Source organism: Kutzneria buriramensis, from assembly GCF_003387475.1.
Taxonomy (GTDB): domain Bacteria; phylum Actinomycetota; class Actinomycetes; order Mycobacteriales; family Pseudonocardiaceae; genus Kutzneria; species Kutzneria buriramensis.
Window position 1 is genome coordinate 628,604 of record NZ_QUNO01000001.1, and the last position, 25,769, is coordinate 654,372.

A 25,769-nucleotide genomic window follows, 5' to 3' on the forward strand; every position below is an offset into this window, starting at 1 on the left:
GCTCGTTCTCGGAGTTCGGCGGCCCCGGCAGCGCGAAAGCCCCGGGTCCGAGGACTCCGGGGCTTCCGCGATGGTCGTGTCGGCGCTACGCGACCACGGGAACCGGGGTCCGGTTCCCGTAGAAAAACTCGTAGTGACGCGTACGCACAGCGGGAGTCTTACACAGCGGGCGGCGCCGCGTCGACCCGGCGTGACGGAAGTGTCGGGGTGGCCGGGTAGCGTTGTGGGCGATGAGCGCTCTGTTCGATCTGCCCACGAATCCCCCGGCGCGGGCGACCGGTTCCGACGCGTTGCTGGAGGGCCTCAACCCGCAGCAGCGCGACGCGGTCGTGCACGCGGGCTCGCCCCTGCTGGTCGTCGCGGGCGCCGGCTCCGGCAAGACCAAGGTGCTGACCAGCCGTATCGCCTATCTGCTGGCGGCGCGCGGGGTGCACCCCGGCGAGATCATGGCGATCACCTTCACCAACAAGGCCGCGGCCGAGATGAAGGAGCGGGTCTCCGGCCTGGTCGGGCGGCGCGCCAACGCGATGTGGGTGTCGACCTTCCACTCCATGTGCGTGCGGCTGCTGCGCCGCGAGGCCAAGACCCTGGGCATGTCGTCCAACTTCACCATCTACGACAGCGACGACTCGCGCCGGCTGGTCACCCTGGTCGCGCGCGATCTGGACCTGGACCCGAAGCGCTACCCGGCGCGCACGCTGGCCGTGCACATCTCCAACCTCAAGAACGAGCTGATCGACGCCGAGACGGCCAAGGACCGCGCGGCCAACGACCTGGAGCGCCGGGTCGCCGAGGTGTACGAGTCCTACCAGCAGAGGCTGAAGCTGGCCAACGCGCTCGACTTCGACGACCTGATCATGCGCTCGGTCGAGCTGTTGCAGGTGTTCCCGGACGTGGCCGAGCACTACCGGCGGCGGTTCCGGCACGTGCTCGTCGACGAGTACCAGGACACCAACCACGCCCAGTACACGCTGGTGCGGGAGCTGGTCGGCACCGGCGAGGGCGGCGTCGCGCCGGGCGAGCTGTGTGTGGTCGGCGACGCCGACCAGTCCATCTACGCCTTCCGCGGCGCGACGATTCGCAACATCGTCGAGTTCGAGCGGGACTACCCGCAGGCGCGCACCATTCTGTTGGAGCAGAACTACCGCTCCACGCAGACGATCCTGAGCGCCGCGAACGCCGTGATCGCCCGCAACCCCAACCGCCGGGACAAGCGGCTGTGGACCGACTCCGGCGAGGGCGAGAAGATCGTCGGCTACGTCGGCGACAACGAGCACGACGAGGCCGGCTTCGTGGCCGGCGAGATCGACCGGCTGGTCGACGCCGGCACGTACACCAACGGCGACATCGCCGTGTTCTACCGGACCAACAACCAGTCCCGGGTGTTCGAAGAGATCTTCATCCGGCTGGGGCTGCCCTACAAGGTGGTCGGCGGCGTCCGGTTCTACGAGCGGCGCGAGGTCCGGGACGCGCTGGCGTACCTGCGGGTGCTGGCCAATCCCGACGACGCGGTGAGCCTGCGGCGGATTCTCAACGTGCCCAAGCGCGGCATCGGGGACCGGGCCGAGGCCTGCGTGTCCGCGCACGCCGAGCAGCAGCGGATCGGGTTCGCCACCGCCCTGCGGGAGGCCGCCGCCGGCAAGGTCGCGCTGCTCAATCCGCGCTCCCGCAACGCCATTTCCGGCTTCGTGGCGTTGTTGGACGAGTTGCACCAGGGAGTGGAGCGCGGTGACGACGTCGGCGACATCCTGGAGCAGATCCTCGATCTCACCGGCTATCGGGCCGAGCTGGAGGCCAGCGACGACCCCCAGGACGCGTCGCGGCTGGACAACCTGACCGAGCTCGTCACCGTGGCCCGGGAGTTCACCCAGTTCAATCTGCCCGAGCCGGACGAGGCCGACCCCGAGCCGGCCAGCAGCCTGGACGCCTTCCTGGAGCGGGTGTCGCTGGTCGCCGACTCCGACTCGGTGCCCGAGTCCGACGACGGCGTGGTCACCCTGATGACCTTGCACACCGCCAAGGGCCTCGAGTTCCCGGTCGTGTTCTCCACCGGCTGGGAGGACGGCGTGTTCCCGCATTCCCGGGCGCTGGGCGACCCCGCCGAGCTGGCCGAGGAGCGGCGGCTCGCGTACGTCGGCATCACCCGCGCGCGTGAGCGGCTGTATCTGTCGCGGGCCCTCATCCGGTCCGCCTGGGGACAGCCCGCCGCCAACCCCGAGTCACGGTTCCTCGGCGAGATCCCGTCCGACCTGCTCGAGTGGCGGCGGGTCGAGCCCGAGCGGGCCGCGCCCACCGTCACCACCACCTGGGGCCGGCGGTCCTCCTTCGGCGAGAGCCCGTCCCGCGGCACGCCGGCGTTCGCCAAGGGCTGGCAGAACACGCCGACCCTGGAGCTCGAGGTCGGCGACCGGGTCAACCACGACAAGTACGGCCTGGGCACCGTTGTCGCCACCGACGGCTCCGGTCCCCGCGCCACCGCCACCATCGACTTCGGCTCCGCCGGCACCGTCCGCCTCATGCTCATCGGCGGCGTCCCCCTGGTGAAACTCTGACGCTACGCTCCAGTGATACGGAAACCCTTTTCTAGTATCACGTGGCCCCGGCGGTGCTACGTAGGTATCACTGGATCGAGCGATGTGATACCTAACCGGGCTTCAGTACCATAGTGATACTGAGTCGGGGGTGGGTATCGGTGCGTGTGGAGGCGTTCGCCGATCGTCAGCGGGACCATGTGGTCCGCAGCGACCGGGGCTATCCCGCGTTCGTGCCGCCGAAGCTGCCGCCCGAGGTCGACTTCGACGTCGCGATGGTCCGGCGGCTCTCCGCCGCGGACCGGGCGGTCGGACAACTCGCCGGCGTCGGGCGCACGTTGCCGAACCCCTACCTGCTCGCGCAGGCGATGGTGCGACGCGAGGCCGTCCTGTCCAGCCGGATCGAGGGCACGGTCGCCACGCTGTCCGACCTGGTGCGCTACGAGGTCGCGCCGGCCGCGGCGTCCGCCGGTGATGTCGCCGAGGTCTACAACTACGTGGCCGCCGTGGAGCACGTGCTGGCCCCGGACCGGCGGCTGCCGCTGAGCCTGCCGTTGCTGCGCGAGGCTCACGGGATCCTGCTGTCCGGAGTGCGCGGCGGTTACGCCACGCCCGGCGACTTCCGGCGCACCCAGAACTGGATCGGCCCGCCCGGCTGCGTGCTGGACACGGCGACCTACGTTCCGCCGCCACCGGAACACATGTGGGAGTGCCTGGACGCGTTCGAGAAGCACCTGCACGCCGAGCACGAGCTGCCGCCGCTGATCACGATCGCCTGCCTGCACTACCAGTTCGAGGCGATCCACCCGTTCATCGAAGGCAACGGCCGGGTCGGCCGGCTGCTGGTCGCGCTGCTGCTCGTCGAATGGGGCCTGCTGCCGGCGCCGCTGCTCGATCTGTCCGCATACCTCGAGCCGCGCCGGGACGAGTACTACGAGCGGCTGCTGGCCGTGACCGTCGACGGCGACTGGACCGGGTGGCTCTCTTTCTTCCTGGACGTCGTCGCGCACCAGGCCGCCGACGCGCTGCACCGTGCCCAGGCCCTCCAGAGCCTGCGGGAGGAGCTGCGCGGGCGCGTCACCAACGTCAGGTCCTCCAGCCTCGCCCCGCGCCTGGTCGACGCCCTGTTCGAGACGCCGGCCATGACCATCAACCGCGCCGCCGAGGTGCTCGGTGTGACTCATCGCGGCGCGATGCTCAACGTGCAGCGCCTGGTCGAGGCCAACGTGCTCACCGAGGTCGCCAGCACCGCCCGCGCCCGCCTGTTCCTCGCCGACGATGTTCTCCGCCTGCTCGGCGAGGACTGATCGGCTGTCAGCGCAGGGCCTGGCGGGCGTAGGCGCGGACGTCGGCGTCGGGGTCGGCCAGGGCCTCGGTGAGGACGGTGACGGACTCGGCGGAAGCGGGGAGTTGGCCGAGGGCGCGGACGGCGGCGCGGCGGACGTTGGGGTGAGGGTCGGCGACGGCGGCGAGCAGTTGGCCGGTGTCGGCGAGCGAGGTTGCGGCCTCGCGGACCTGCCAGGCGTCATCGGCCAGGGCTTCGGCGGCGTGGGGCAGCAACGTATCGGCGCCCGATGCGAGGGCGGCGGCGCGGACCAAGGGGTCGGGGTCGGTGGCCAGTGGTACGAGGGCCGCCTTCGCCGCGTCGGAGGCGATGGAACCCAGACCTTGTGCCACGGCGATGCGGACCTCACGGGAGGAGTCGGCGGCAGCAGAGGCAAGGGGTTCGGCGGCCGAGAGGGACTCCAGGCCGTGCACGGCCTCGATGCGCACCTCGGGAACGGCATCGGGGAGGGCGTCGGTGAAGGCGGCGAGGGAGCCGAGGCGCAGGGAACGCAGCAGGTAGAGGGCGGCGCAGCGGACGGCGGGCTCGGCGTTCTGGACGGCCCGGCGCAGGCGCGCGGCCAATGGATCTGGACTGGGAACGACCTCCACCAGCTCCCGCAGACCGGCTGCGGCGGCCAGGCGGACGGCGGGCTCCGGATCGTCGAAGGCCTCGGCGAGGGCGAGGGCGAAGCCGTCGGGGGTGGTCTCGGTCAGCGTCGTGACGGCGGTGAGGCGGACGGACTCGGCGGGGCTGGCGAGGTAGGGGCGGAGGTCGTCCAAGGACGGGGAAGCCTCGGCGAGGGCCACCAGGGCGACGAGGTCGGCGGAGCCACCGACCGGGCGGGAGACGCTGACCTGCGCCGTCACGGTGGCGACGGAAGCGGGCAGGTGCCGGGCGATGACGGTGGGGGGACCGCCGACGGGAACGGGGAATTCGGGCACGGGCACCAGGTACGGCGCGACGGGGCGGCGGATGAACTCCATGGCGCCGTCGGGGGCCTTGCGCAGGTTGAGGTGGGCGAACCACTCCGAGTCGTCACGGCCTGGGTGGTCCATACGGTCGTGGTAGAGGCCCCAACGGCTCTCGGTGCGGACCAGGGAGGACCGGGCGGCCATCTCGGCGCAGTCACGGATGAAGGTGACCTCGGCGCATCGCATGAGCTCATGGGGAGTCCGAGCGCCCATGCCGGCGATCTCGGCCCGCATCCGGGAGAAGTGCTCGACGGCGATCTCGAGGCGGTTGGCGCTCTTGGGCGGCGCCACGTAGTCGTTGACGAGACGGCGGAGCTTGTACTCGACCTGGGGCTGCGGCGGACCGTCCGGATTGGACAGTGGGCGGTAGATGAGCTCGTGGGCGTCGGAGATCTGGTCCTCCGGCAAGGCGAGACGGTCCCACGAGAGCCCGGCGGCGTGGGAGCCGGCCAGGTCGCCGAAGACGAAGGCGCCGATCATGTAGTTGTGCGGCACGCAGGCCAGGTCGCCGGCGGCGTAGAGACCCGCAACGGTGGTCCGGCCGTGCTCGTCGACCCAGACGCCGGAGGCGGAATGGCCGCCGCACAAACCGATCTCGGAGATGTGCATCTCGACGTCATGCGTGCGGTAGTCGTGCCCGCGGCCGGCATGGAAGGTGCCGCGGGTGGGCCGCTCGGTGGTGTGCAGGATGCCTTCGAGTGCCCGCACGGACTCCTCGGGCAGGTGGGAAAGCTTCAGGTAGATGGGACCCCGTGCCGAATGGATCTCCCGCGCGACCTCGGCCATCATCTGCCCGGACCAGTAGTCGCAGTCGACGAACCGATCGCCGGCGGCGTTGGCCTGGTAGCCGCCGAACGGGTTGGCCACATAGGCACAGGCGGGGCCGTTGTAGTCCTTGATCAACGGGTTGATCTGGAAGCACTCGATGCCGGACAGCTCGGCCCCGGCGTGGTAGGCCATGGAGTAGCCGTCGCCGGCGTTGGTCGGATTCTCATACGTGCCATAGAGATACCCGCTGGCTGGCAGGCCCAGCCGTCCACAGGGGCCGGTGGCCAGCACGACCGCGCGAGCCGACACGGTGACGAAGTCGCCGCTGCGGGTGTCGAAGCCGACGGCCCCGACGGCGCGGCCGTCGACGGTGAGCACCCGCACGGGCATGACCCGGTTGGTGATCGTCACCAGCGACCGCATCCGCTTCTCGCGCAGCACCCGGTACAGCACCTTCTTGACGTCCTTGCCCTCCGGCATCGGCAGGACGTAGCTGCCGGACCGGTGCACCCGTCGCACGGCGTACTCGCCGTAGGAGTCCTTCTCGAACTTGACGCCGTAACCCTCCAGCCGTCGCACCATGTCGTGGCCACGGGTGGCGGTCTGCATGACGGTGCGCTGGTCGACGATCCCGTCGTTGGCCCTGGTGATCTCGGCGACGTAGTCCTCGGGGGTGGCCTTGCCGGGGATGACGGCGTTGTTCACGCCGTCCATGCCCATGGCCAGCGCCCCGGAATGCCGCACGTGCGCCTTCTCCATCAGCAGCACCGACGCCCCGCGCTCGGCGGCGGAGATCGCGGCCATGGTGCCGGCGGTGCCACCGCCGATCACCAGCACGTCACAGCTCAGGTCACGGCGTTCGGTCACTGCGTGCTCCCCAAAGCGGCCAGGATCTCGGCGCGGGCGGCGGAGTTGTCGCCGTCGCCGCGCGGGAACGGGACGTCCACGATGGACCTGATGCCGGTCGGCTTTCCGCCCAGCACGGCGACCCGGTCGCCGAGGAAGACGGCCTCGTCGACGTCGTGGGTGACGAACACGATGGTCGTCGGCTGCTGCGACCAGACGTCGACCAGCAGCAACTGCATTGCCCGCCGGGTCTGGGCGTCCAGAGCGCCGAACGGCTCGTCGGCGAGGATCACCCGCGGCCCGCTGGCCAACGTCCGAGCCAGTTGGACCCGTTGGCGCATGCCGCCGGACAGCTCGCGCGGCAGATGATCGGCGTAGCCGCCGAGCCCGACGCGCTCGATCCACGACAGCGCCTGGGAGCGGCGGGAGCTCTTTGACACGCCGCGGATCGCCAGCGGCAGCTCGACATTGCGCCGCACGCTGCGCCACGGCAGCAGCCCGTCCTCCTGGAACACCAGCGCCCGCTCGGCGGACGTCCGCGCGATCGGCTGGCCGTCCAACGAGATCGTGCCGCCGGACGGCCGGTGCAGGCCGGCCAGCGTCCGCAGCACGGTCGACTTGCCGCAGCCGGAGCCGCCGACCAGCACCAGGATCTCGCCGGCCTCGATCTTCAGGTCGATCCCGCGCAGCACCGGCGTCTCCCGGTAGCCGACGGACAGGTCCTCGATCAGCATCATCGCGCGACCTCCGCTTCGCGAGGCAGCCAGCGGGTGACCCGCCGGCCGACCAGTTCCACCGCGGCCGCGCTGCCGAAGCCGAGCAGCCCGATGGTGAGCATGCCGACGATCACGCCGGGGTAGTCGACAACCGTGTACGCCTGCCAGGTGCGGTAGCCGACGCCGTACTGGCCGGAGATCATCTCCGCGGAGATCACGCAGATCCACGCCACGCCCATGCCGACCGACAGCCCGGAGAACACGCCCGGCAGCGCGCCGGGCAGCACGACGCTCCACAGCACCCGCCGCCCGCTGCCGCCCATGGTGCGCACGGCCTCCTCCCACACCACCGGCAGAGCCGTGACGGCGTGCCGGGTCGACACCAGGATCGGGAAGAACGCGGCCAGGAACGTGATGAACACGATTCCCTGTTCGTTGCTGGGAAACAGCAGGATGGCGATCGGCACCATGGCGATCGCCGGGATGGGCCGCAGCACCTCCAGCGGCGGCGACACCAGGTCGCCGGTCAGCGCGGACCGCCCGACGGCCACGCCGATCGCCACGCCGGCGAACGCCGCCAGCGCGAAGCCGATCAGGATGCGGGCCAGGCTGTCGGCGAGATCGCGGTAGTACAGCGAGGTCTGCAGCTGGTAGCCGAAGTCGCGGGCCACGTCCACGACCGTCGGCAGCCGGTCGAAGTGCAGCCAGAAGTTGACGTGCAGGCTCGTCAGCAGTTGCCATAACAGCAGGGCGGCGAGCAGAGATCCGCCCCGCAGCAGGTGTTTTCTCATGCCAGCCTCAAAGCGGTGGGATAGTCGACGACGCGGGAACCGGGATGTGCGGTGGCGTAGGCCCGCGCCTCGGACTCGGTGTCGAAGGGGTGCAGGCCGTTGCCCGAGACCCAGTACGACTTGTCGGCGAACCACCGGGTCCCGGTGTCGGTGTCGTCGACGTAGGCGGCGCGAACCTGCTTGCCGCTGTCCCGGATGAGCCGCAGCAACGCGTCCGGCGACGAAGCGGCCACAGTGGAGGAGGCCCCGGCGAACCACACCTCGCCGGCGTTCGAAGGCCGATGTACGGCCGGCACCGACAACCGTGACAGCGGTCCTGGGTCGACGAAGGAGGAAAGATCCAGACCCTTGACGCCGCCGATGGACCGCAGGAACGGAATGTCCTTCTGCAGGGCGGAGATCAGATCCGGCCGCAGCGTCGGGTCGAAGGTGACGAGACCGTCGGGCCCGTTGTAGAGGTAGACCACCTCCGGCGCCAGTCCGGTCGCCGCCGCCACCTTCTGTGCCGCCTCCATGGGGTGCGCGTTCAGGAAGGCCGTGGCGTCCAGCTGCGCCTGGAGAAACGCCTGCACCGCATCGGGATTCGCGGCGGCGTACTTCTGTCGTACGACAACTCCGTGCCAGGTGGGCAGGTTCAGGGCCGCGCCGTCGTACAGCAGCCTGGCCCGGCCGGCGAACACCAGCTGCCCGGGCCAGGCCACGAACTGCCCCAGCGCGTCCACCGCCCCGGCCCGCAGCGCCGAGGCCCCGACGGCCGGGTCCTGGTTGATGATCTGCACGTCGCTGTCGGGATCGATGCCGGCGGCCGAAAGCGCACGAACGGTCGTGCCGTGACCGGCCGATCCGATGCTGGCCGAGATCCGCTTCCCGCGCAGGTCGGCCAGCGTGCCGGCGGAGGACCCCGCCGGCACCACCACCATGTTCAGCGCCCCGCGCAGGTTGTAGCCGGTGGCCGAGATCAGCGACGTCCGCCCGTCGCCGAACTCCTGCGTGCGGGAGGCGTTGATCAGCAGCGGGAAGTCGCCCATCGAGCCGATGTCGATCTTCCCGGCGACCATCTGCGCGGTGATCGGCGCGCCGGTGGAGTAGTCCTGCCACTCGACCCGGTACGTCCTGCCGGTGCGCTGGCCCAGCGCCGAGAGCCGCTGCTCCAGGTACCCCTGCGCCCGCAGCAGCGTGCCGGCGGTGACGGTGTTGATCGTCTTGGACTGGTAGCCGACCACCAGGGTGACGACGTTCGACGTCGCGCCGGAGGCCACCGAGCAGGCCGTCAGGAACGCCAGCAGCAGTGCCGGCCAGGCCCGTCTCATCGGATCAGGAACGGCATGTTGACGGTGACCGCGCCGGTCGGGCAGCGCGCGGCGCACGGGCCGCAGTACCAGCACTCGTCCACGTGCATGTAGGCCACGTCGGTCTCCGGGTTGATGGCCAGCGAGTCCAGCGGGCACACGTCCACGCAGAGTCGGCAACCTTTCACGCACAGTGACTCATCGATCACGACCGGGACATCCGCCCGGTTGGGCGCCAAAGCCATCGCCAACAGCCCCTCTATCGGTCCAGTACGGCGCGCATGGTGAGCCGGTCCCCACGGAACCGGATGAACTCCAGGTCGACGGGCCGGCCGTCGGCCAGGTGGGTCAGCCGCTCCACCAGCAGCAGCGCCCCGCCGCGCGGCAGGTCGAGCACGGCGGCCACGTGCGGATCGGCGTTGACGGCCTCCATGCCGACCTCGGCCCGCCCCAGTGGCTGCCCGCAGATGCGCTCCAGCAGCGTGAAGACGTCGTTGTTGACGAGGTCCTCGGCCAGCAGCGGCTCGCCGACGTCGGCCGGCAGGTACGTCAGGTCCAGCGACAGCGGCAGGTCGTTCAGCCGCCGCAGCCGCTCGATGCACACGATGTCGGCGCCGACCGGGAGCCCGAGCCGCTCGGCCAGCACGCCGGTGGCCGCGACCACCCCCGAGGTCCGCACCTCGTTGGTCACCACGCCGTGCTCGTGCAGCGTCTCGGCCAGCCCCATCAACCGGTTCAGCCCGTGCGGGTACTTCCGCGCCACGACCACCGTGCCGACGCCCGGCGACCGCTCGATCAAGCCGTCCGCGCGCAGCAGCTCCAGCGCCTCACGCACGGCGTTGCGGGTCGCCCCGAACTCCCGGCCGAGAAGTCGCTCGTCCGGCAGCACGCCGTTCGTGAAGTCGCCGTCGAGCACCTGCCGGCGCAGGGCGTCGGCGATCTGCCTGGCCCGGTCGGCCCGTCGCGGTTGCGGATTCACGGTGCCGAAGGTCGGGACGAGCCATTTCCGGTGGATGACAGCGATGTTTCCCCGGTGTTACGCCACCTGGTCAGGGGCCCTGGCCCAGGTGGAACGCGCGTTTCGCCACCGGCGGCCGAACGGGCCCGGTTCAGATTCTGGGATTTCCCGTCGGGGTCCGACGTAATGTCGGGTCCGGTCGTTACACGGTGAAACCGCAGCTGGCAAGGGGGCAACGGGCAGCACTTCACGGCATGGAGTCACCGTGAAGAGTTCGAGAAGTGGAGCCGGACACACTCGGCTACAGGAGGGATCACGGGGGTTATCCCAAGGAGGAGCAACGGTGGAGCGAGTTCGGGTAGGGGTCCACGCGGGCGACCCGATCACCCTGGCGGGAGTGGCCAGTCACCTGCGCGCACGTCCGGAGTTCCAGCTGGTGGGGGAGCGCCAGTTCGGGGAGGCGGCCGTGCTCGTGGTGTGCGCCGACGTGGTGACCTCGGAGGTCATGTCGGCGTTGCGCAGGTTCACCGAGAACTCCTCGGCGCGCTGCGTGCTGGTGACCAACGAGCTGCGCCAGGCCGACCTGCTCGCCGCTGTGGAGTGCCGGGTGGTGAGCGTGCTGCCCAGGGCGGACGCGACCGGCGACCGCCTGGCCGGCGCGGTGGTCGCCGCGGCGAGGGGCCGCGGCGACCTCCCTCCGGATCTGCTGGGGGAGCTGCTGTCCCAGGTGGAGCGCTTGCAGCGGGACGTGCTCGGCCCGCGCGGCCTGACCACCTCGGGGCTGGCCCCGCGCGAGGTGGACGTGCTGCGGCTGATGGCGGAGGGCTGGGACACCGCGGAGATCGCGGAGAAGCTGTCCTATTCGGAGCGCACCGTGAAGAATGTCGTGTATGCGGTGATGAGCCGGCTGGGGCTGCGCAACCGTCCGCACGCGGTCGCCTACGCCCTGCGAGCTGGCGTTATCTAGGTACCGGCTTGGGCCGATCGGTGGGGACCTGATCACGATGTTTGGCCCTCGGCCGGTCAGACGGCCACAATCGTGCCCGTGCCGAGTACCTCGACCACGAGCGAGCCCCTGCGGTTCACGCTGCTCGGACCGGTTCGGGTGTGGCGTGGTGAGCGCGAACTGACGCTGGGTCCGCCGCAGCGCAAGGCCGTTCTCGCGACCCTGCTGCTGCGGGCGGACCAGGTGGTCACAGCGTCCGAGCTGGTCGATGCGGTCTGGGGTGACTCCGCGCCGGCGAGCGTGCATGGGGTCGTGCAGACGCACGTGTCGATGCTCAGGAGTGTGCTCGAGCCCGAGCGGCCGCGCCGCGGGCAGGCGAGCGTGCTGATGTCGGTCGGCAACGGCTACTCGCTGGCCGTCGGATCCGCGACGGTCGACCTCCGCGAGTTCGAGAAGACGCTGGAGCGGGCGCGGCAGCTGCGTGAAGAGGGCAACGCCCGCGACTCCGTCGATTGGTACGCCCGGGCGCTGGCGATGTGGCAGGGCGAGCCGCTGTCCGCCATCCCGGGTCCGGGGGCCGTGATCGAGCGGGCCCGGCTGAACGAGATCGTGCTCGGCGTCCAGGAGGAGCGCCTGGAGCTGATGGTCGCGCTCGGCCGGCACACCGCCGCCGTCACCGAGCTGTCGGCGCTGACCGGCGCCCATCCCGTCCGCGAACGGCTGCGGGCGTTGCACATGAAGGCGCTTTCCAGATCGGGTCGCCGGGCCGACGCGCTGGCCGTCTACACGGACACGCGGCGCGTGATGGTGGACGAGCTGGGCATCGAACCCGGCTCCGAACTTCGTGATCTGCACCGTCGCCTGCTGGCGGTCGACGAGCCGCCGGTTCAGCAGCAGCCGGCCGCCCCGCCGCCGGTCCAGCCGAGCCGCCGACCGGTCGTGCCCTTCATGGACGAACCGTTGCCGGCCCTCATAGCGCCCGCACAGCTGCCGGCCGACGTCGCCGACTTCACGGGGCGCACCGCGCTCGTGAAGAAGCTCACGGCGATGCTGACGCCCCGCACGCACCGGACCGCCCCGCCGCGCGCGTTGGTCGCCGGCATCGGCGGCGTGGGCAAGACGGCGCTGGCCGTGCACGCGGCGCACCAGGTGCGTCAGGACTACCCCGACGGCCAGCTCTACGTGGACCTTCGCGGTGCCGGCCCGGACGCCGCCGACCCGCTCAACGTGTTGAGTGCCTTCCTGCGGGCGTTCGGCGTGTCCCCCAACTCCACGCCGGCCGACCTCGACGAGCGGGCCGCGATGTACCGCTCGGTGCTGGCCACCCGCCGCGTCCTGGTGGTGCTGGACGACGCCGCCGACGCGGCCCAGATCCAGCACCTGCTGCCGGGTTCGGCGACCTGTGGCGTGCTGGTCACCAGCCGTCGCCGGCTGCCCGAGATGCAGTGGGACGAGCAGGCCGAGCTGGAGGGCATGTCCCGGGACGAGGCCCTGACCCTGTTCAGCCGCACCATCGGCGCGGAGCGGGCCGGCAAGGAGCCGGACGCCGTCGCCGAGGTGGTGGACGCCTGCGGGCGGCTGCCGCTGGCGCTGCGCATCACCGCCGCCAAGCTGGTCGACCGGCCGCAGTGGACGGTCCGCTCGATGGCCGACAAGCTCGCACGGGAAAGGGGCAGGCTGTCGGAGTTACGGGTGGGGAGCCTCGAAGTCGAGGCCACGTTTCACCTGGGCTACGGACAGCTCGACGCCACCTCCGCCCGCGCCTTCCGGCTGATGTCGCTGGCCGACGGCCCCGGCCTGTCGCTGCCGGCCGCCGCGGCCGTGGTCGGTGAGCCCGAGCGCGAGGCGGAGCCGGTGGCGGAGCGGTTGGTGGACCTGAACATGGTCGCCAGCCCCGCGCCGGATCACTACGCGTACCACGACCTGCTGCGGCTGTTCGCCCGCCAGCGGGCCGCGCAGACCGACAGCAAGCAGGACCGGATCGACGCGATGGTCCGCCTCGGCGACCACTACCTGGGCACGGCGGCGACGGCCGGCTGGCTGATCCAGGCGCCGGCCCAGCCGCGCGAGAAGTTCTCCGTGAAGCCGGGCGGGGTGAAGCTGCCCGACCTGAAGTCGGCGTTCGCCTGGTTCGAGGACGAGCAGCCGGCGCTGCTGGCGTCCGCGCGGCAGTTCCTCACCGACCCGGACCTGCCCTCGGAGTACGTGGTCGACCTGATCACGTTCCTGGAGCTGTATCTGGCCAACGGCACGCACTTCGGCGAGATCGGGCAGATCGGCGAGCTGGCCGTGCGGGACGCTGAGCGGACCGGCGACCTGCGCGTCGAGGCGTGGGGACGGCGCAAGGTCGGCGAGGCCCACCTGCGGCGGTTCCAGCTGCCCGAGGCCGAGAACCAGCTGACCCGGTCCATCGCCGCCGCCGAGAAGGCCGGCGACCCCGGGGCCCTGGCCACCGCCATGGACCTGCTGGGCAGCGCCGAGTTCCGGATGGGACGGGTCGAGCAGTCGCTGGCCCACCTCGAGCGGGCCCTGGCCATCGCGCACGACGCCGGCGACCTGGTGCGCGAGGCGTACGTGCTCGGCACGATCGGGCGCACCCAGTCCGAGCGCGGCGAGTTCGAGCTGGCCATGGGCGCCTGCGAGCAGAGCCGCGGCCTGCACGAGCAGCTCGGCAACGAGACCGGGCTGGCCCGCACCCTGTTCATGATGGGCCTGGTCTACCAGCGCTTCCGCCGGCTGGTGGAGTCGATCGACCCGCTCGAGGAGTCGCTGGCCGTCTGCCTGGGCATCGAGCAGACCTTCGGCGAGGGACACAACCTGGTGATGCTGTCCAGGGGCTATCTGGCTGACGGCCGGGCCGAGCAGGCCGCGGCCGCCGCGTCCCGGGCCAAGGAGCTCGGCGAGGCCATCGGCGACGCCCACATGCACGCGATGGCCGTCGCCGAACTGGGGAAGGCCCTGCACGCGCTGGGCAAGCACGAGGCCGGCGACGAGCATCTGCACAGCGCCCAGGCGCTGCTGACCCAGCTGAACTCGCCGCAGGCGGCGGCCGTCACTGCCCTCCTGAACCGAAAGTGATGTACCGCAAGCCACCCAATGGGGTGCCAGATTCCCTCGGATGCGGCAGTGTGCACGGTGTGCCGATCAGCGACGGGCCCGATGCGGGGGGCGAGGTCATCGAGTTCGACTGCCGTCAGGTGGGGTCCGCGCTTGTCGTGTGCTCGCCGAACGGGGCGAGCAAGGCGGCGAGGGTGCTGGCCATGGCCTTACCGGCCGACGCCGACCGCACGGTCGTCGTCGCCGACTTCCCGCCCGATTCCGGCCCCGAGGTCTGGACCGCGCTGGTCGCCGCGCTGCGCAAGCGCGGCCCGATCCGGCTCGCGGTGTCCCGGGCCGGCAGCGGGGAGCTGGGGTCGCCCGCGCAGTGGCTCTGCGACCAGCTGAACGTCGAGGTCGTCGCGCCGGACGGCGTGCTGCTGCCGGTGCCCGGCGGCTCCGCGTTCGTCATCGACTCGCACGGCGCCGGCTGCTGGTACCGCTTCCGGCCCGGGCACCCGCCGGACCCGATGGGCAGCCGGTTCCCGGCTCCCGAGTGGGAGCCGATGACCCCGGGCAAGCCGTGGGCGTCCGGACGGGTCGGCGTCGCCGAGCCCATCCCGGCCGGCCTGTGGATGCACGCCATGCCGTCGGTGACCGAGGGGCCGAGCCGCGAGCACGCCCGCCCCGTGTTCGCGCTGCCGTGCCGGCCCGAGGTGCTGACCATCGTGCTCGGAGGCCCGGAGGAGAAGCCGGTGCCGCCGGAGGAGATCCGGGCGCTGCTGACCGCGCTGCCCATGCCGGCGCGGACCAAGGTGCGGATCGCGCCGTACGGGGTGACGCCGCTGGGCACCGCCTACGCCGGCGAGCCGATCGGCCAGATCATCGCCGACCTGGTGGGCGAGCGCATCGCCGTCTACTCCGGGCTGCCGGTGCTCGGCGCGGACGGCATCGACGTCGTCGCCTACGACGCGCAGGGCCAGCCGTCCTGGCGGCCGTTCACCACCGAGCTCGGCTACTGGCCGCGGACCACGCCCAACGCCATGCCGCCCAGCATCATCGAGCACCGGCCGCCGGTCGGCGGCCTGGTGACCATCAGACCGGGCGTGTACCAGCTGTCCGAGGGCGCGGTGGTGGAGCTGGTCAACAGCGGCCTGTGGATCCGCGACCCCGCCGACCCGCCGCTGGACATCCACGTCCGCGGGCTGCCGATGGACCCGCTGTGGGCCCGGATCACCGTTGGCGTGCCGGGCATGCCGACCTCCCCGGAGCTGTTCGCGGCGGCCACGGAGCTGTACTCCCGGCTCGACCCGGACACCCAGCGGGCGGTGCGCTTCGTGTTCAGCGACGCCTCGCAGCTCGTCGAGGAGAAGCCCGCCGAGCCGGTTCCCGCGCGGCCGCTGGCCGTGGTGGCGTCCGCGAAGACGGTGCCGCCTCCGACGATCGAGGACACCGACGTCGAGATGGAGCCCGTGCCCGTCGACGAGGACGACGACTTCGCGCACGGCAAGCACTCCGACGACGGGCCGACGGCGATCGTGCCGCAGCACCTCGTGCAGTCGGCCACGCCGCCGCCACCGGCGCCCGAGGAGACCACCGCCGTCATCGAGGAGCACTTCGACACGGAAGGCACTGCTGGGGAGCCCTTCGAGGAGGTCGACCCCGAGCTCGACCTGTCCGCGCCGGAACCGGAACCCGAGCCGGAGCCCGAACCCGAGCCGACGATCTGGCACCAGCGCAGCACCCAGGCCGAGCGGGACTGGGTGCGGCACACGCTGGGCGAGAACTACGAGGGGCACGCGGCCGCGGTGCTCCGGCTCATCGCCAAGCACCCCGGCCTGCGCACGTCCGAGGACGCCACGCTGGAGGCGGTGGTCACCGACCTCGTCGCGGCGCAGATGTACCTGATCGCCAGCGAGCAGATGGTCAACTCGGCGCTGCGCGCCGGCGGCGATCTGGGCCAGCTCATGCCGTTCGTCCGCTGCGTGGTCTCCGGGCTGCGCCGGATGCCCCCGTTCGAGGGCGCGGTTCTCTGCTACGGCAAGGAAACCCTGGACATCGGGGACGTCATCACGGAGAAGGCGTTCCTGAACACGGCGTCCGCGCTGGACGCCGAGCTGCCCGGGCCGGTGGAGTACGTGGTGTGGTCGGTCAACGGCCGCAAGGCGGACGGGCTCGGCAACGCGGTGGACCGCGTGGTCTTCCTGCCGGACACCAGGTTCCGTGTGGTGTACGCCAGCAAGACGCGGCTGCTGCTGGTCGAGGACGACGTGGCCGAGCAGTCGCTGGGCCGGCTGGAGCGCGCCGTCGCGGACCGGGAAAGCATGTCCACAGTGGAGTACGCGGCGGTGAAGTCGCTGGAGTGGCCGCTAGGCATCGGCGCGTAGCCGGGCGAAGTTCCTGAACGCCTCGGCGGCGGCGGCCCGTCCGGTGGCGGCGTTCTCGCACATCGTCTTCTCGTACGCGGCGAGGGCTTCGAGCTTGTCGGTGGCGCCGATCAGCTTGTCCGCCAACACTTGTGCGTCGATCATGGCCAGGTTGGCGCCGAGGCCGCCGGGCGGCGCTGGATGCCCGGCGTCGCCGAGCAGCGTGACGGCCCTGGTGGGCCACGGCTCGATGGCGTCGCCTTCCTTGATCGGGGAGACGCCGCTGTTGTTGGTGTCGGCCTTGGCGATCAGGGCCTTGAGGTCGGGGTGCCAGTCCGCCATCAGGTCCAGAACCGGTTGCAGGTCAAGGGTTTTCGGGGTACCCGGCAGCAGGAGGACCCAGCGGATGTAGCTGGGGGTGTCGGGGAGGGTGACGTCCGGGGCGAGCTCCTTCGCGGCCTGCACCGGCGGCCGTTGGAAGACCATCCTGCCCAGCATCAGCTGCACGTTCTTGGCGCTGACCACCGTGCTCCAGCCCGGGATCAGGTGCTCGAAGCCGGCGATCGGGGTGCGGCCGATCGCGCCGTAGACCGGCATGTCGTGCACGGCGATGTCCGGCAGCAGTTGGCGGCGGACCGCGGAGCCCATACCGTCCGCGCCGACCAGGACGTCCGCGTCGACGGTGGAGCCGTCCGCGAAGTGCGCGCGGACACTGCCGTCGGCGAGTTCCTCGTAGCGGTCGAGTTTCCGGTCGAAGCGGAGCCGGTCGCCGAGGCCGGCGATCAGCAGGTGCCGCAGCACGTTCCGGTCGTACAGGCGGCCCTCGTCGTCGTCCCGCTCCTTCTCGCCGAGCACGTTCAGCTGCGGGTCGACCGCGCGCCCGGACCCCTCGACCAGGCCGCTCACCGCCTCCAGCAACGGATGCAGGCGTTCCGGAACCGCGCCTTGCAGCGCCCTCATGCCCTCGGGGGCGAAGCCGATCCGGTAGCCCTGGAAGCGCGCCTCCACGGCGCTGTCCCGCTCGTGCACCTCGACGTCGACGCCGGCCTTGACCAGGCGCTGCGCCAGCGCCAGGCCGCCCAGCCCGGCTCCGATGACCACGACCTTCATGGCTCGCCCCCCACCGTGTGTGAACTAAGTTCACGTGAACTTAGTTCACATCGACGCGGATGGCAAGCTGTCCCCCGTGACATCGCGACGGGACGAGGTGCTGGCGGCCGCGCTGGACCTGCTGGACGAGGTGGGTCTGGACGCGCTGACCACGCGCAAGCTGGCCGAGAAGCTCGGCGTGCAGCCCGGCGCGCTGTACCGGCACTTCGACAGCAAGCGCTCGCTGCTGGGCGCGATGGTCGCACGGCTGACCGTGGACGCCCCCGCCGACGGCGAGCCGCCGGAGGACTGGGCCGGGCTGCTCCGGTACGCCGCGATGGGGGCGCGGGCCACCATGCTCACCCGGCGCGACGGCGCCCGGCTGATGGCGACCTACCTGGTGCCCGCCGACGAGACCGCGCAACTGTTCTGGCACCGCATGATCGACGCCTTGGTCGGCGGGGGAATCCCGGCGGAGGACGCCGTCGTCGCCGTCGACACGGTTTTCGCGTACGTGAACGGCTTCGCCATCGAAGAGCAGGCGCGGGACGGGTTTCCGGCCGAGCCGGAGCAGAGAGCCTTGCGGGACAAGACGTTTCAGGCCGGGTTGGACCTGATCATCGCCGGAGTCACAGCCACCCGGAGCTGACCGACGACGTGCGGCGCACCGCCGCCACGACCGCCTGCCACGGCGGCAGCGGCCGACCCGGCACCGGGTGGTTGATCCAGCGCGCCGTCTCGATGTTTTCCGTGCAGGGCAAGGCGATCAGCGAGCCCATCGGGAACAGGCTCACGCCGAGCCGGACCAGATCGGCCAGCACCGTGTTGGACGTGGAGGTGGCCGGTGCCGTGAGGAAGATCCAGCGGTCCGGGTGGCCGCTGTAGGCCACCACCGGGCCCGACAGCATGGCCATCGACAACATCGAATTGACCTCGGCGCCCAGGCCGGCCCGCATCCCGATCGCCTCGATCGGATCTCCCACGGTCAGCACGGGCGTCGACCAGTCAACCAAAGTCATGGGGGTGCGTCCTTCCGCCGAGGCGGTACGAGGGCCGGGCAGCGCGGTGGGGGGCGTGGAGGAGTCGCACCACCCGGCCGTCGTACCGGCGGTGGATTACCACCGCCCGATCACCACGACGCGTCCCGGTGCCCCACCGGTTCAGCGGACTTTTTTGACAGCGGAACCCCCGCGAGTCGCGCTCTCGGGCACACCGAAACACGCTGTCGGGCAGCGGCCGCCTCGGTTGCGTGTGCCCGAGAACTACATTCGGGGTGTCTGAGAGCGCGACTCGCCGGGGTTCAGGCGGGTGCGGATCTCGTCGGCTCTCGGGTCGCCGATCTCGGCGTAGAGGGTGGCGGCGGCCTGGAGGGTTTCCCGGGATCGGGCCTGGTCGCCGAGGGCCTCGTACGCCGTGCCGCAGACGTGCAGGGCGCACGCCTCGCCGTGGCGGTCGCCGAGCTCGCGGAACACCTCGCGGGCCCACTGGGCGTTGTCCAGGGTGTCGCCGAAGTCGCCCAGGTCCATGTGGATCCGGGCCAGCTCGAGCCGGCCGAACGCCTCGCAGCGCCGGTCGCCGAGCTCGTGCACGATCTCCAGCGACTGCCGCAGATGCTTGAGGGCCTCGTCGACCTCGCCGCGGCTGCGGTGGGTCCGGGCCAGCTTGCACAGGGTCAGGCCCTCGTACCGCCGGTCGCCGAGCTCGCTGAAGATCCGGAACGCCTCGCGCAGGTGGCGCAGCGACTCGTCGCCGAGCCGGCTGGCCGCGCCGATGTCGTACAGCAGCGTCGCGGTGCCCTGCTGGTCGCCGAGCCGCTGGGTGATGCCCAACCCCTGCTGGAAGCAGTCCAGCGCGTCGTCGTACCGGCTGCGCCGCCAGTACGCGTTGCCGAGGCTGCGCAGCGCCAGCGCCTCGATCTCGGCCACGCCCAAGGCCCGCGCGGCGTCCACCGCCACCTGCTGGGTGGCGATCCAGTCCTCCCAGTACGACCGGAGCTCCAGGAAGTACACGAGCGCGGCCGGCAGCTTCCAGGCGGTCTCGTGGTCACCGAGCCGGCCGGCGGCCTGGCACGCGGCGACCAGGTTGCAGCGCTCCTGCTCCAGCCACGCCAGCGCCTGGTGGTACGTCTCGAACGCCAGCGGCTCGCAGTTCGGCAGCACCGGCTCCAGCGGCACGGGCCGGTTCTGCGGCATCAGCATGTGGTCGGCGGCGGCCGCGGTGTGCAGGTGCCAGGACATCAGCCGGCGGCAGGCGGCGGCCCGCTCGTCGGGCGGCTCCTCGGCCAGCGCCCGCTCGCCGGCGTACACCCGGAGCAGGTCGTGCAGCCGGTAGCGGTCGCGGCCGATCACCTCGACCAGGTGGCAGCTGCTCAGGCCGTCCAGCATGCGGCGGGTGGCGGTCAGCGGCGCGTCGGTGAGCGCCGCGGCGGCCGCGGTGCCGATTTCCGGCCCCGGGTGCAGCCCCAGCAGCCGGAACATCCGGGCCGCCTCGGGCTTCAACGCGTGGTACGACCACGAGAACACCGCCCGCACGGCGGTGGTCTCGTCGTCGGGGGAGGCCAGCACGTCCAGCCGGTCCTGCTCGTGGCTCAACGCCTCGGTGAGGTCGTTCACGGTCATGTGCGGCCGGGCGGCCAGGTTGGCGGCGATGATCCGCAGCGCCAGCGGCAGGTGCCCGCAGCGCTCGGCCAGCGTGGCCAGCGAGCCGGGGCAGCCGGTCAGCCGCTCCTCGCCGACGCTGCGCACCAGCAGCTCGCGCGACTCGCCGGCGGACAGCACGTCCAGCGTGATCCGGTACGCCCCGTCCCGCGCGACCAGCCCGCCGAGCCGGTTGCGGCTGGTGACCAGCACCATGCACGTCTGCGAGCCGGGCAGCAGCGAGCGCAGCTGGTCGGTGCTGGCGGCGTTGTCCAGCACCACGAGAATGCGCTTACCGGCCACCAGACTGCGGTACATGCTGGCCTGCTCGTCGGCGGCGCTGGGCACCTGGTGCGCCTCCACGCCGAGACCGCGCAGCAGCTGTCCCAACGCGTCGATGGCCGACAGGGCCGGCTGGTTCGGGTCGAAGCCGCGCAGGTTCACGTAGAGCTGGCCGTCCGGGAAGCGGTCGGCGATCTGGTGCGCGAAGTGCACCGCCAGCGCGGTCTTGCCGATGCCGGCGATGCCGTCGATCGCGGCGATCAGCACGCCGCGCTCGGTGGTGTCCAGATATTGGCGCAGCAGCGCGATTTCCGTCTCGCGGCCGGTGAACGTGTTGATGTCGTGCGGCAACTGTGCCGGCACCACGTGCGCGGCCCGCGCGGCGGGCACGGTGCGGGGTGCGCGGTCGGCCAGGTCCGGGTCGTTGGCGAGGATCCGCTCGTGCAGGCTGCGCAGTTCCGGACCCGGCTGCACGCCGAGTTCCGCGACCAGCATCCGCCGCGTCTCCGCGTACACCTCCAGTGCCTCGGCCTGCCGGCCGCACTGGTACAGACCGCTCATCAACAGCCCGCGCAGCCGCTCGCGGAGCGGATGTTCGTGAACCACCCGGGAAAGTTCGGCCACCACGTCGGTCGCGCGGCCGGCCCGCAACATGAGCGAGGCTCGGTGCTCGACCGCGGTCAGGTACAGCTCGGCCAGCCGCGTCCGCTCCAGTTCGGAGAACGGGCCGGGAATGCCCGAAAGCGGGGTGCCGCGCCACAGCGAGATGGCGCTTTCCACGTGTGCGAGCGCGGATTGCGGGTCGGCGCCGGCCTCGCGCATGGCCACCAGGTGGTTCTCGAATGCCGTCAGGTCGACCTGGCTCTCGGGCAGCCGCAGCAGATAGCCCGAGCCGACGCTGGCCAGCACCTGGGACGGCGCCCGGTTGGTACGCTCCGGTTCCAGCGCGCGCCGCAGGCCGGCGACGTAGGTGTGCACGCTGCCCTCCGCGCTGGCCGGCGCGGACTCGCCCCACAGGGAGTCGATCAGCTCGCTGCGCGACACCGCGCGACCCGCGTTGCTGGCCAACACGGCCAGCACTGCCCGCTGCCGGGGCGCGCCGAGGTCGATCTCCACGTCCCCGCGCCACGCGCGCACCGGCCCGAGCACCTCGACCCTGATGGTCGAGCCGGGGTCGGTCTCGGGGACGGGCATCTCGCCTCCTGTTCGCGCCTCCAGTGTGGGGTCGGCCGCCCCCTACGGCCAGTCCCGGGGCGAACAACGCGACCAACGGGCCGAGTTGTTCCCGCCTCCTGCGCGCCGACTCCGCTCGTCGTATCACAAGCGGACGTCCGGGGGTACGGGTCGATCGTAGCCATGACGAGATCCACACATCCAGAACCGGTGCGCCCCAAGCGAAGATGAAGAAGATTCAGGCATGCGAAAGGGGCTTTCCCGGCGCTCGACGCCGGGAAAGCCCCTTCCGATCAAACTCTGAGCCTTGGTCAGGCGAGGGTGGGGTACAACGGGAAGCGCTCGGTGAGAGCGATCACCCTTGCCCGCAGCGCGGCGGCGTCGTAGTCCGGGGTGAGCGCCCGCGCGACGATGTCGGCGACCTCGCGGAACGCCTCGTCGTCGAAGCCGCGCGCGGCCAGCGCCGGGGTGCCGATCCGCAGACCCGATGTCACCATCGGCGGCCGCGGGTCGAACGGCACGGCGTTGCGGTTGACGGTGATCCCGATGTCGTGCAACCGGTCCTCGGCCTGCTGCCCGTCCAGTTCGGACTTGCGCAGGTCGACCAGGACCAGGTGGACCTGGGTGCCGCCGGTGAGCACGGTCGCGCCGGCGGCGACGACGTCGTCGCCGAGCAGCCGCTCGGCCAGGATCCGCGCGCCGGTGAGGGTGCGCAGCTGCCGCTCCCGGAACGACTCCGAGGCCGCCACCTTGAACGCGACCGCCTTGGCGGCGATCACGTGCTCCAGCGGGCCGCCCTGCTGACCGGGGAACACCGCCGAGTTGATCTTCTTCGCCAGCGACTGCTCGCAGAAGATCACCCCGCCGCGCGGGCCGCCCAGCGTCTTGTGCGTGGTGGTGGTGACGACGTGCGCGTGCGGCACCGGGCTCGGGTGTAGCCCGGCGGCCACCAGCCCGGCGAAGTGCGCCATGTCCACCATCAGGTACGCGCCCACCGAGTCGGCGATCCGCCGGAACTCGGCGAAGTCCAGCTGCCGAGGGTAGGCCGACCAGCCGGCGATGATCAGCTTCGGCCGGTGTTCCCGCGCCAGCCGCTCCACCTCGGCCATGTCGACGTGGTAGTCGGACTCGCTGACGTGATAGGCCACGACGTTGTACAGCTTGCCGGAGAAGTTCAGCCGCATGCCATGCGTCAGGTGCCCGCCGTGGGCCAGGTCCAGCCCCAGGATGGTGTCGCCCGGGCTGAGCAGCGCCATCATGGCCGCCGCGTTGGCCTGCGCGCCCGAGTGCGGCTGCACGTTGGCGTGCTCGGCGCCGAACAGCGCCTTGACCCGGTCGATGGCCAGCTGCTCGATCACGTCCACGTGCTCGCAGCCGCCGTAGTAGCGCCGGCCGGGGTAGCCCTCGGCGTACTTGTTGGTCAGCACCGAGCCCTGGGCCTGGAGCACCGCCAGCGGCGCGAAGTTCTCCGAGGCGATCATCTCCAGGGTGCCGCGCTGGCGCCCCAGCTCGGCGTCGACCGCAGCGGCGACCTCCGGGTCCAGCTCGGCCAGCGAGGCGGTCAGCTCGACCGGCGTCACTCGCCCTCCTTGATCAACGCGGCGTACTCGTCGGCGTCCAGCAGGCCGTCGGGGTCTCCGTCGACGCGGACGGTGAACAGCCACCCCTCGCCGAACGGGTCGTCGTTGATCGCGGCCGGGTTGTCGGCGGCGGCCGGGTTGACGTCCACGACCTCGCCGGTGACCGGCGAGAACAGGTCGCTGACGGACTTGGTCGACTCCAGCTCGCCGCAGGGCTCGCCGGCGGTGACCGACTCGCCCTCCTCCGGCAGCTGCACGTACACGATGTCGCCGAGCGACTCGGCGGCGAACTCGGTGATGCCGATGCGGGCGATGCCGTCGGTGACCGCCACCCACTCGTGCTCGGCGCTGTACCTCAGGTTGTCGGGGATGGTGCTCATGCTCGCGGGCCTCTCAGGAAGAACGACGGTAGAACGGCAGCTCGACGACGTCGACCGGGGTGATGGTGCCCCGGATGTCGACGGCGAGCGCGGAACCGGGCACGGCGCGGTCGGCGTCGACGTAGGCCATCGCGACCGGATGGCCCAGCGTCGGCGACGGCGCGCCGCTGGTGATCTCGCCGATCCTCGCACCGTCGGCCGGGTCCACCACCGGGTACCCGTGCCGCGGCGACCGGCGGCTCTCGGTGACCAGGCCGACCAGCTTGCGGGCGGGCGTCTCGGCGGAGGCCTTGGCCAGGGCCGCGCGGCCGACGAAGTCGCTGGGCTTGTCCAGCTTGACGACCCGGCCCAGGCCCGCCGCGTACGGCGTCAGCTCGGCGGTCAGCTCGTTGCCGTAGAGCGGCATGCCGGCCTCCAGGCGCAGCGTGTCGCGGCAGGACAGTCCACAAGGGATGATGTCGTCGGACGCGGCGACCGCCGCCCACACCGCCTCGGCGTCGCCGGGCGCGACGAACAGCTCGAAGCCGTCCTCGCCGGTGTAGCCGGTGCGGGCCAGCAGCGCCGGGCGGCCGGCCACGGTGGTCGGGTAGGAGGCGTAGTACTTGACGGTCGCCAGGTCGGTCGGCGTCAGCGGGGCGAGGATGCCGGTGGCCTTCGGGCCCTGCACGGCGATCAGCGCGTAGTCGGCGGAGGCGTCGCGCACCTCGGTGTCGAAGTCCTCGGCCCGGTCCACCAGCTCGCCGGCCACCAGCGCGGCGTTGCTGGCGTTGGCCACCACCAGGTACTCCTGCTCGCCGGTGCGGTAGACGATCAGGTCGTCGAGGATGCCGCCGTCGTCGGCGCAGATCATGGTGTACCGGGCGCGGCCCACGCCGATCGCGGAGGCGTGCCCGACCAGCGCGTAGTCCAGCGCCTGGCCCGCCTGCGGGCCGGAGAGCACGATCTCGCCCATGTGCGTGAGGTCGAACAGGCCCGCGCAGCTGCGGACGGCGGTGTGTTCGGCCACGTCACCGGTGTAGCGCAGCGGCATCTGCCAGCCGGCGAAGTCGGTGAACTTGGCGCCGAGCCGCGTGTGCACGTCGTGCAGCGGCGTGTGGCGGATGTCGGTGCCCATCAGGAGACCCCTCGTGTGGTGGAGTGAGCCTCCCCCTCTGTCATGGGCCTGAGAGTTTCACCGGCGAGCCGGCTTTCCCCTTGGGCGAGGCGCGATGGGCACGCCTGCTTTTCAGAGTCGCCTGTCCCGGGCGGTAGGGGTGCCTGAGAGATTCCGGGGAGGATTTGCTCCTTCGGCGCCTGCCCGAGATCGACAGGACTCTCCCGCTCGGTGTGAACAGCGAGAATGTACTTGTGGCGGCCACCGTATGAGAGGTGGCCGCCACGGTCAAGAATCCAGGGCTGTGCCCCTTCAGATCACACCCGACCGCATGGCGTACGCGACCGCGTGCGGCCGGTTGCGCAGGCCCAGCCGGTTCATCACCGCGTAGACGACGTTCTTCACGGTGCGCTCCGAGTAGGAGAGCTTGGTGGCGATCTGGGCGGTGTCCCAGCCCTCGGCCATCAGCCGCAGCACGTCGATCTCGCGCGGCGCCAGGCCGGACGCGGTGAGGCCGTTGGGCCGCAGCACGTCCTTGTGCAGCCGCTCCACCTGCGCGAGCAGCGAGCCGAGCAGCGTGGGCGGCATGTCCCCCATGCCGCGCTTGGCCGCCAGCACCGCGTGCACGAGCCGCTCCCCACTGGCGGCCGCCTTCGGCAGCACCGCGACCACCCCGCACTCCACGGCCGCCAACAGGTCGGCGTCGTGGAACCGGTCGGTGACCAGCACGATCTTCACGGGCGTCGATTCCGCCGTCCGCCGCAGCAGCCCCATCACATCAGCGTTGACCGAGTCCGCGCACACCACGAACACCTGAGCCTCGGACAGTCTGCGTTCCGGGACCACCTGGAGCTCGGCCCGAGCCCGTAGGCAGCTGATCGCCCCGGCCAGGGTGATCGGATCCCCTGCATGGACGGCTACCCACACTCTGTCCATGGTGTCCTCCTCGCTGTGTACCCCCAGGAACACACTGTGCAACGACCTTCTTCAG

At 71.4% G+C, this 25,769-nt stretch carries 19 protein-coding genes and 2 riboswitches; of the genes, 6 read left to right on the forward strand and 13 right to left on the reverse strand.

The genetic code is table 11. The annotated features are described in order from the left end of the window. Positions 1–230 precede the first annotated feature (230 nt). Complete coding sequence (pcrA, locus tag BCF44_RS03035) at positions 231–2,552, forward strand: DNA helicase PcrA (protein ID WP_116172480.1); 2,322 nt, start codon at positions 231–233, stop codon at positions 2,550–2,552. Positions 2,553–2,692: 140 nt separating this feature from the next. Next, positions 2,693–3,838, forward strand: coding sequence for a Fic family protein (locus BCF44_RS03040; RefSeq protein ID WP_116172481.1), 1,146 nt, complete (start codon positions 2,693–2,695; stop codon positions 3,836–3,838). Between the two features lie 7 nt (positions 3,839–3,845). Here the strand turns inward: BCF44_RS03040 and BCF44_RS03045 are convergent, their stop codons facing one another. From BCF44_RS03045 to BCF44_RS03070, 6 genes are read right to left on the reverse strand one after another with little or no spacing between them, the layout of a single operon-like run. Further along, complete coding sequence (locus tag BCF44_RS03045; RefSeq protein ID WP_116172482.1) at positions 3,846–6,464, reverse strand: fumarate reductase/succinate dehydrogenase flavoprotein subunit; 2,619 nt, start codon at positions 6,462–6,464, stop codon at positions 3,846–3,848. Next, positions 6,461–7,180, reverse strand: coding sequence for an ABC transporter ATP-binding protein (locus BCF44_RS03050; RefSeq protein WP_116172483.1), 720 nt, complete (start codon positions 7,178–7,180; stop codon positions 6,461–6,463). The genes BCF44_RS03045 and BCF44_RS03050 overlap by 4 nt, the downstream gene beginning before the upstream one ends. Beyond that, positions 7,177–7,950 carry an ABC transporter permease gene (locus BCF44_RS03055; protein WP_116172484.1) on the reverse strand — a complete coding sequence of 258 codons (774 nt, stop codon included), beginning with the start codon at positions 7,948–7,950 and terminating at the stop codon, positions 7,177–7,179. Before BCF44_RS03055 ends, BCF44_RS03050 begins: the two co-directional genes overlap by 4 nt. Beyond that, entirely contained in the window at positions 7,947–9,260 is a 1,314-nt protein-coding gene (locus BCF44_RS03060) for an ABC transporter substrate-binding protein (protein ID WP_116172485.1), read from the reverse strand. Before BCF44_RS03060 ends, BCF44_RS03055 begins: the two co-directional genes overlap by 4 nt. Then, the gene (locus BCF44_RS03065) at positions 9,257–9,484 is read right to left on the reverse strand and encodes a 4Fe-4S dicluster domain-containing protein (RefSeq protein WP_116172486.1); all 228 of its coding nucleotides are present in this window, start codon (positions 9,482–9,484) and stop codon (positions 9,257–9,259) included. Before BCF44_RS03065 ends, BCF44_RS03060 begins: the two co-directional genes overlap by 4 nt. A gap of 14 nt (positions 9,485–9,498) precedes the next feature. Next, positions 9,499–10,218, reverse strand: coding sequence for a GntR family transcriptional regulator (locus BCF44_RS03070; protein WP_246014792.1), 720 nt, complete (start codon positions 10,216–10,218; stop codon positions 9,499–9,501). A 322-nt stretch (positions 10,219–10,540) separates the two neighbouring features. Here BCF44_RS03070 and BCF44_RS03075 point away from each other — a divergent pair, with 322 nt between their 5' ends. The 3 genes from BCF44_RS03075 to BCF44_RS03085 all read left to right on the forward strand — a co-directional run bounded on the left by BCF44_RS03075 (position 10,541) and on the right by BCF44_RS03085 (position 16,566). After that, on the forward strand, positions 10,541–11,164 hold the full coding sequence (locus BCF44_RS03075) for a helix-turn-helix transcriptional regulator (RefSeq protein WP_116172488.1): 624 nt from the start codon (positions 10,541–10,543) through the stop codon (positions 11,162–11,164). Between the two features lie 78 nt (positions 11,165–11,242). Further along, entirely contained in the window at positions 11,243–14,221 is a 2,979-nt protein-coding gene (locus tag BCF44_RS03080) for an AfsR/SARP family transcriptional regulator (protein ID WP_147328375.1), read from the forward strand. A 59-nt stretch (positions 14,222–14,280) separates the two neighbouring features. After that, a complete protein-coding gene (locus tag BCF44_RS03085) occupies positions 14,281–16,566 on the forward strand; it encodes a hypothetical protein (protein ID WP_147328376.1) in 2,286 nt (761 codons plus the stop codon). Here BCF44_RS03085 and BCF44_RS03090 read toward each other — a convergent pair. Further along, positions 16,549–17,655, reverse strand: a complete 1,107-nt coding sequence (locus BCF44_RS03090) for an FAD-dependent oxidoreductase (RefSeq protein ID WP_211352857.1) — start codon at positions 17,653–17,655, stop codon at positions 16,549–16,551. The genes BCF44_RS03085 and BCF44_RS03090 overlap by 18 nt on opposite strands. Before the next feature lie 76 nt (positions 17,656–17,731). On the opposite strand from BCF44_RS03090, the gene BCF44_RS03095 reads away from it, so the two are divergent. After that, positions 17,732–18,283, forward strand: coding sequence for a TetR family transcriptional regulator (locus BCF44_RS03095; RefSeq protein ID WP_170217307.1), 552 nt, complete (start codon positions 17,732–17,734; stop codon positions 18,281–18,283). Here BCF44_RS03095 and BCF44_RS03100 read toward each other — a convergent pair. From BCF44_RS03100 to BCF44_RS03125, 6 genes are all read right to left on the reverse strand, one after another. Continuing rightward, entirely contained in the window at positions 18,264–18,653 is a 390-nt protein-coding gene (locus BCF44_RS03100) for a hypothetical protein (RefSeq protein WP_116172492.1), read from the reverse strand. The two genes, BCF44_RS03095 and BCF44_RS03100, sit on opposite strands and share 20 nt — an antisense overlap. 243 nt (positions 18,654–18,896) lie before the next feature. Continuing rightward, entirely contained in the window at positions 18,897–21,746 is a 2,850-nt protein-coding gene (locus BCF44_RS03105) for an AfsR/SARP family transcriptional regulator (protein ID WP_116172493.1), read from the reverse strand. A 290-nt stretch (positions 21,747–22,036) separates the two neighbouring features. Continuing rightward, positions 22,037–23,305: a serine hydroxymethyltransferase gene (gene glyA / locus BCF44_RS03110; protein ID WP_281283071.1), complete on the reverse strand. Its 1,269-nt coding sequence runs from the start codon at positions 23,303–23,305 to the stop codon at positions 22,037–22,039. Then, the gene (gene gcvH / locus BCF44_RS03115) at positions 23,302–23,685 is read right to left on the reverse strand and encodes a glycine cleavage system protein GcvH (RefSeq protein ID WP_116172494.1); all 384 of its coding nucleotides are present in this window, start codon (positions 23,683–23,685) and stop codon (positions 23,302–23,304) included. Before gcvH ends, glyA begins: the two co-directional genes overlap by 4 nt. Before the next feature lie 13 nt (positions 23,686–23,698). After that, entirely contained in the window at positions 23,699–24,799 is a 1,101-nt protein-coding gene (gcvT, locus tag BCF44_RS03120; protein WP_116172495.1) for a glycine cleavage system aminomethyltransferase GcvT, read from the reverse strand. Positions 24,800–24,826: 27 nt separating this feature from the next. Continuing rightward, positions 24,827–24,920: riboswitch (glycine riboswitch) on the reverse strand. After that, a riboswitch (glycine riboswitch) is annotated at positions 24,921–25,015 on the reverse strand. It abuts the riboswitch before it with no gap. A 75-nt stretch (positions 25,016–25,090) separates the two neighbouring features. Beyond that, the gene (locus BCF44_RS03125; protein WP_116172496.1) at positions 25,091–25,714 is read right to left on the reverse strand and encodes a helix-turn-helix transcriptional regulator; all 624 of its coding nucleotides are present in this window, start codon (positions 25,712–25,714) and stop codon (positions 25,091–25,093) included. Between the last annotated feature and the right edge of the window lie 55 nt (positions 25,715–25,769).

Excerpts from the sequence above, each read along its gene's own strand:
- pcrA (WP_116172480.1), top strand. The coding sequence starts at position 231 with ATGAGCGCTCTGTTCGATCTGCCCACGAATCCCCCGGCGCGGGCGACC.
- BCF44_RS03050 (WP_116172483.1), bottom strand. The coding sequence starts at position 7,180 with ATGATGCTGATCGAGGACCTGTCCGTCGGCTACCGGGAGACGCCGGTG.
- BCF44_RS03055 (WP_116172484.1), bottom strand. The coding sequence starts at position 7,950 with ATGAGAAAACACCTGCTGCGGGGCGGATCTCTGCTCGCCGCCCTGCTG.
- BCF44_RS03060 (WP_116172485.1), bottom strand. The coding sequence starts at position 9,260 with ATGAGACGGGCCTGGCCGGCACTGCTGCTGGCGTTCCTGACGGCCTGC.
- BCF44_RS03065 (WP_116172486.1), bottom strand. The coding sequence starts at position 9,484 with ATGGCTTTGGCGCCCAACCGGGCGGATGTCCCGGTCGTGATCGATGAG.
- BCF44_RS03090 (WP_211352857.1), bottom strand. The coding sequence starts at position 17,655 with ATGAAGGTCGTGGTCATCGGAGCCGGGCTGGGCGGCCTGGCGCTGGCG.
- BCF44_RS03100 (WP_116172492.1), bottom strand. The coding sequence starts at position 18,653 with ATGACTTTGGTTGACTGGTCGACGCCCGTGCTGACCGTGGGAGATCCG.
- BCF44_RS03105 (WP_116172493.1), bottom strand. The coding sequence starts at position 21,746 with ATGCCCGTCCCCGAGACCGACCCCGGCTCGACCATCAGGGTCGAGGTG.
- gcvH (WP_116172494.1), bottom strand. The coding sequence starts at position 23,685 with ATGAGCACCATCCCCGACAACCTGAGGTACAGCGCCGAGCACGAGTGG.
- gcvT (WP_116172495.1), bottom strand. The coding sequence starts at position 24,799 with ATGGGCACCGACATCCGCCACACGCCGCTGCACGACGTGCACACGCGG.
- BCF44_RS03125 (WP_116172496.1), bottom strand. The coding sequence starts at position 25,714 with ATGGACAGAGTGTGGGTAGCCGTCCATGCAGGGGATCCGATCACCCTG.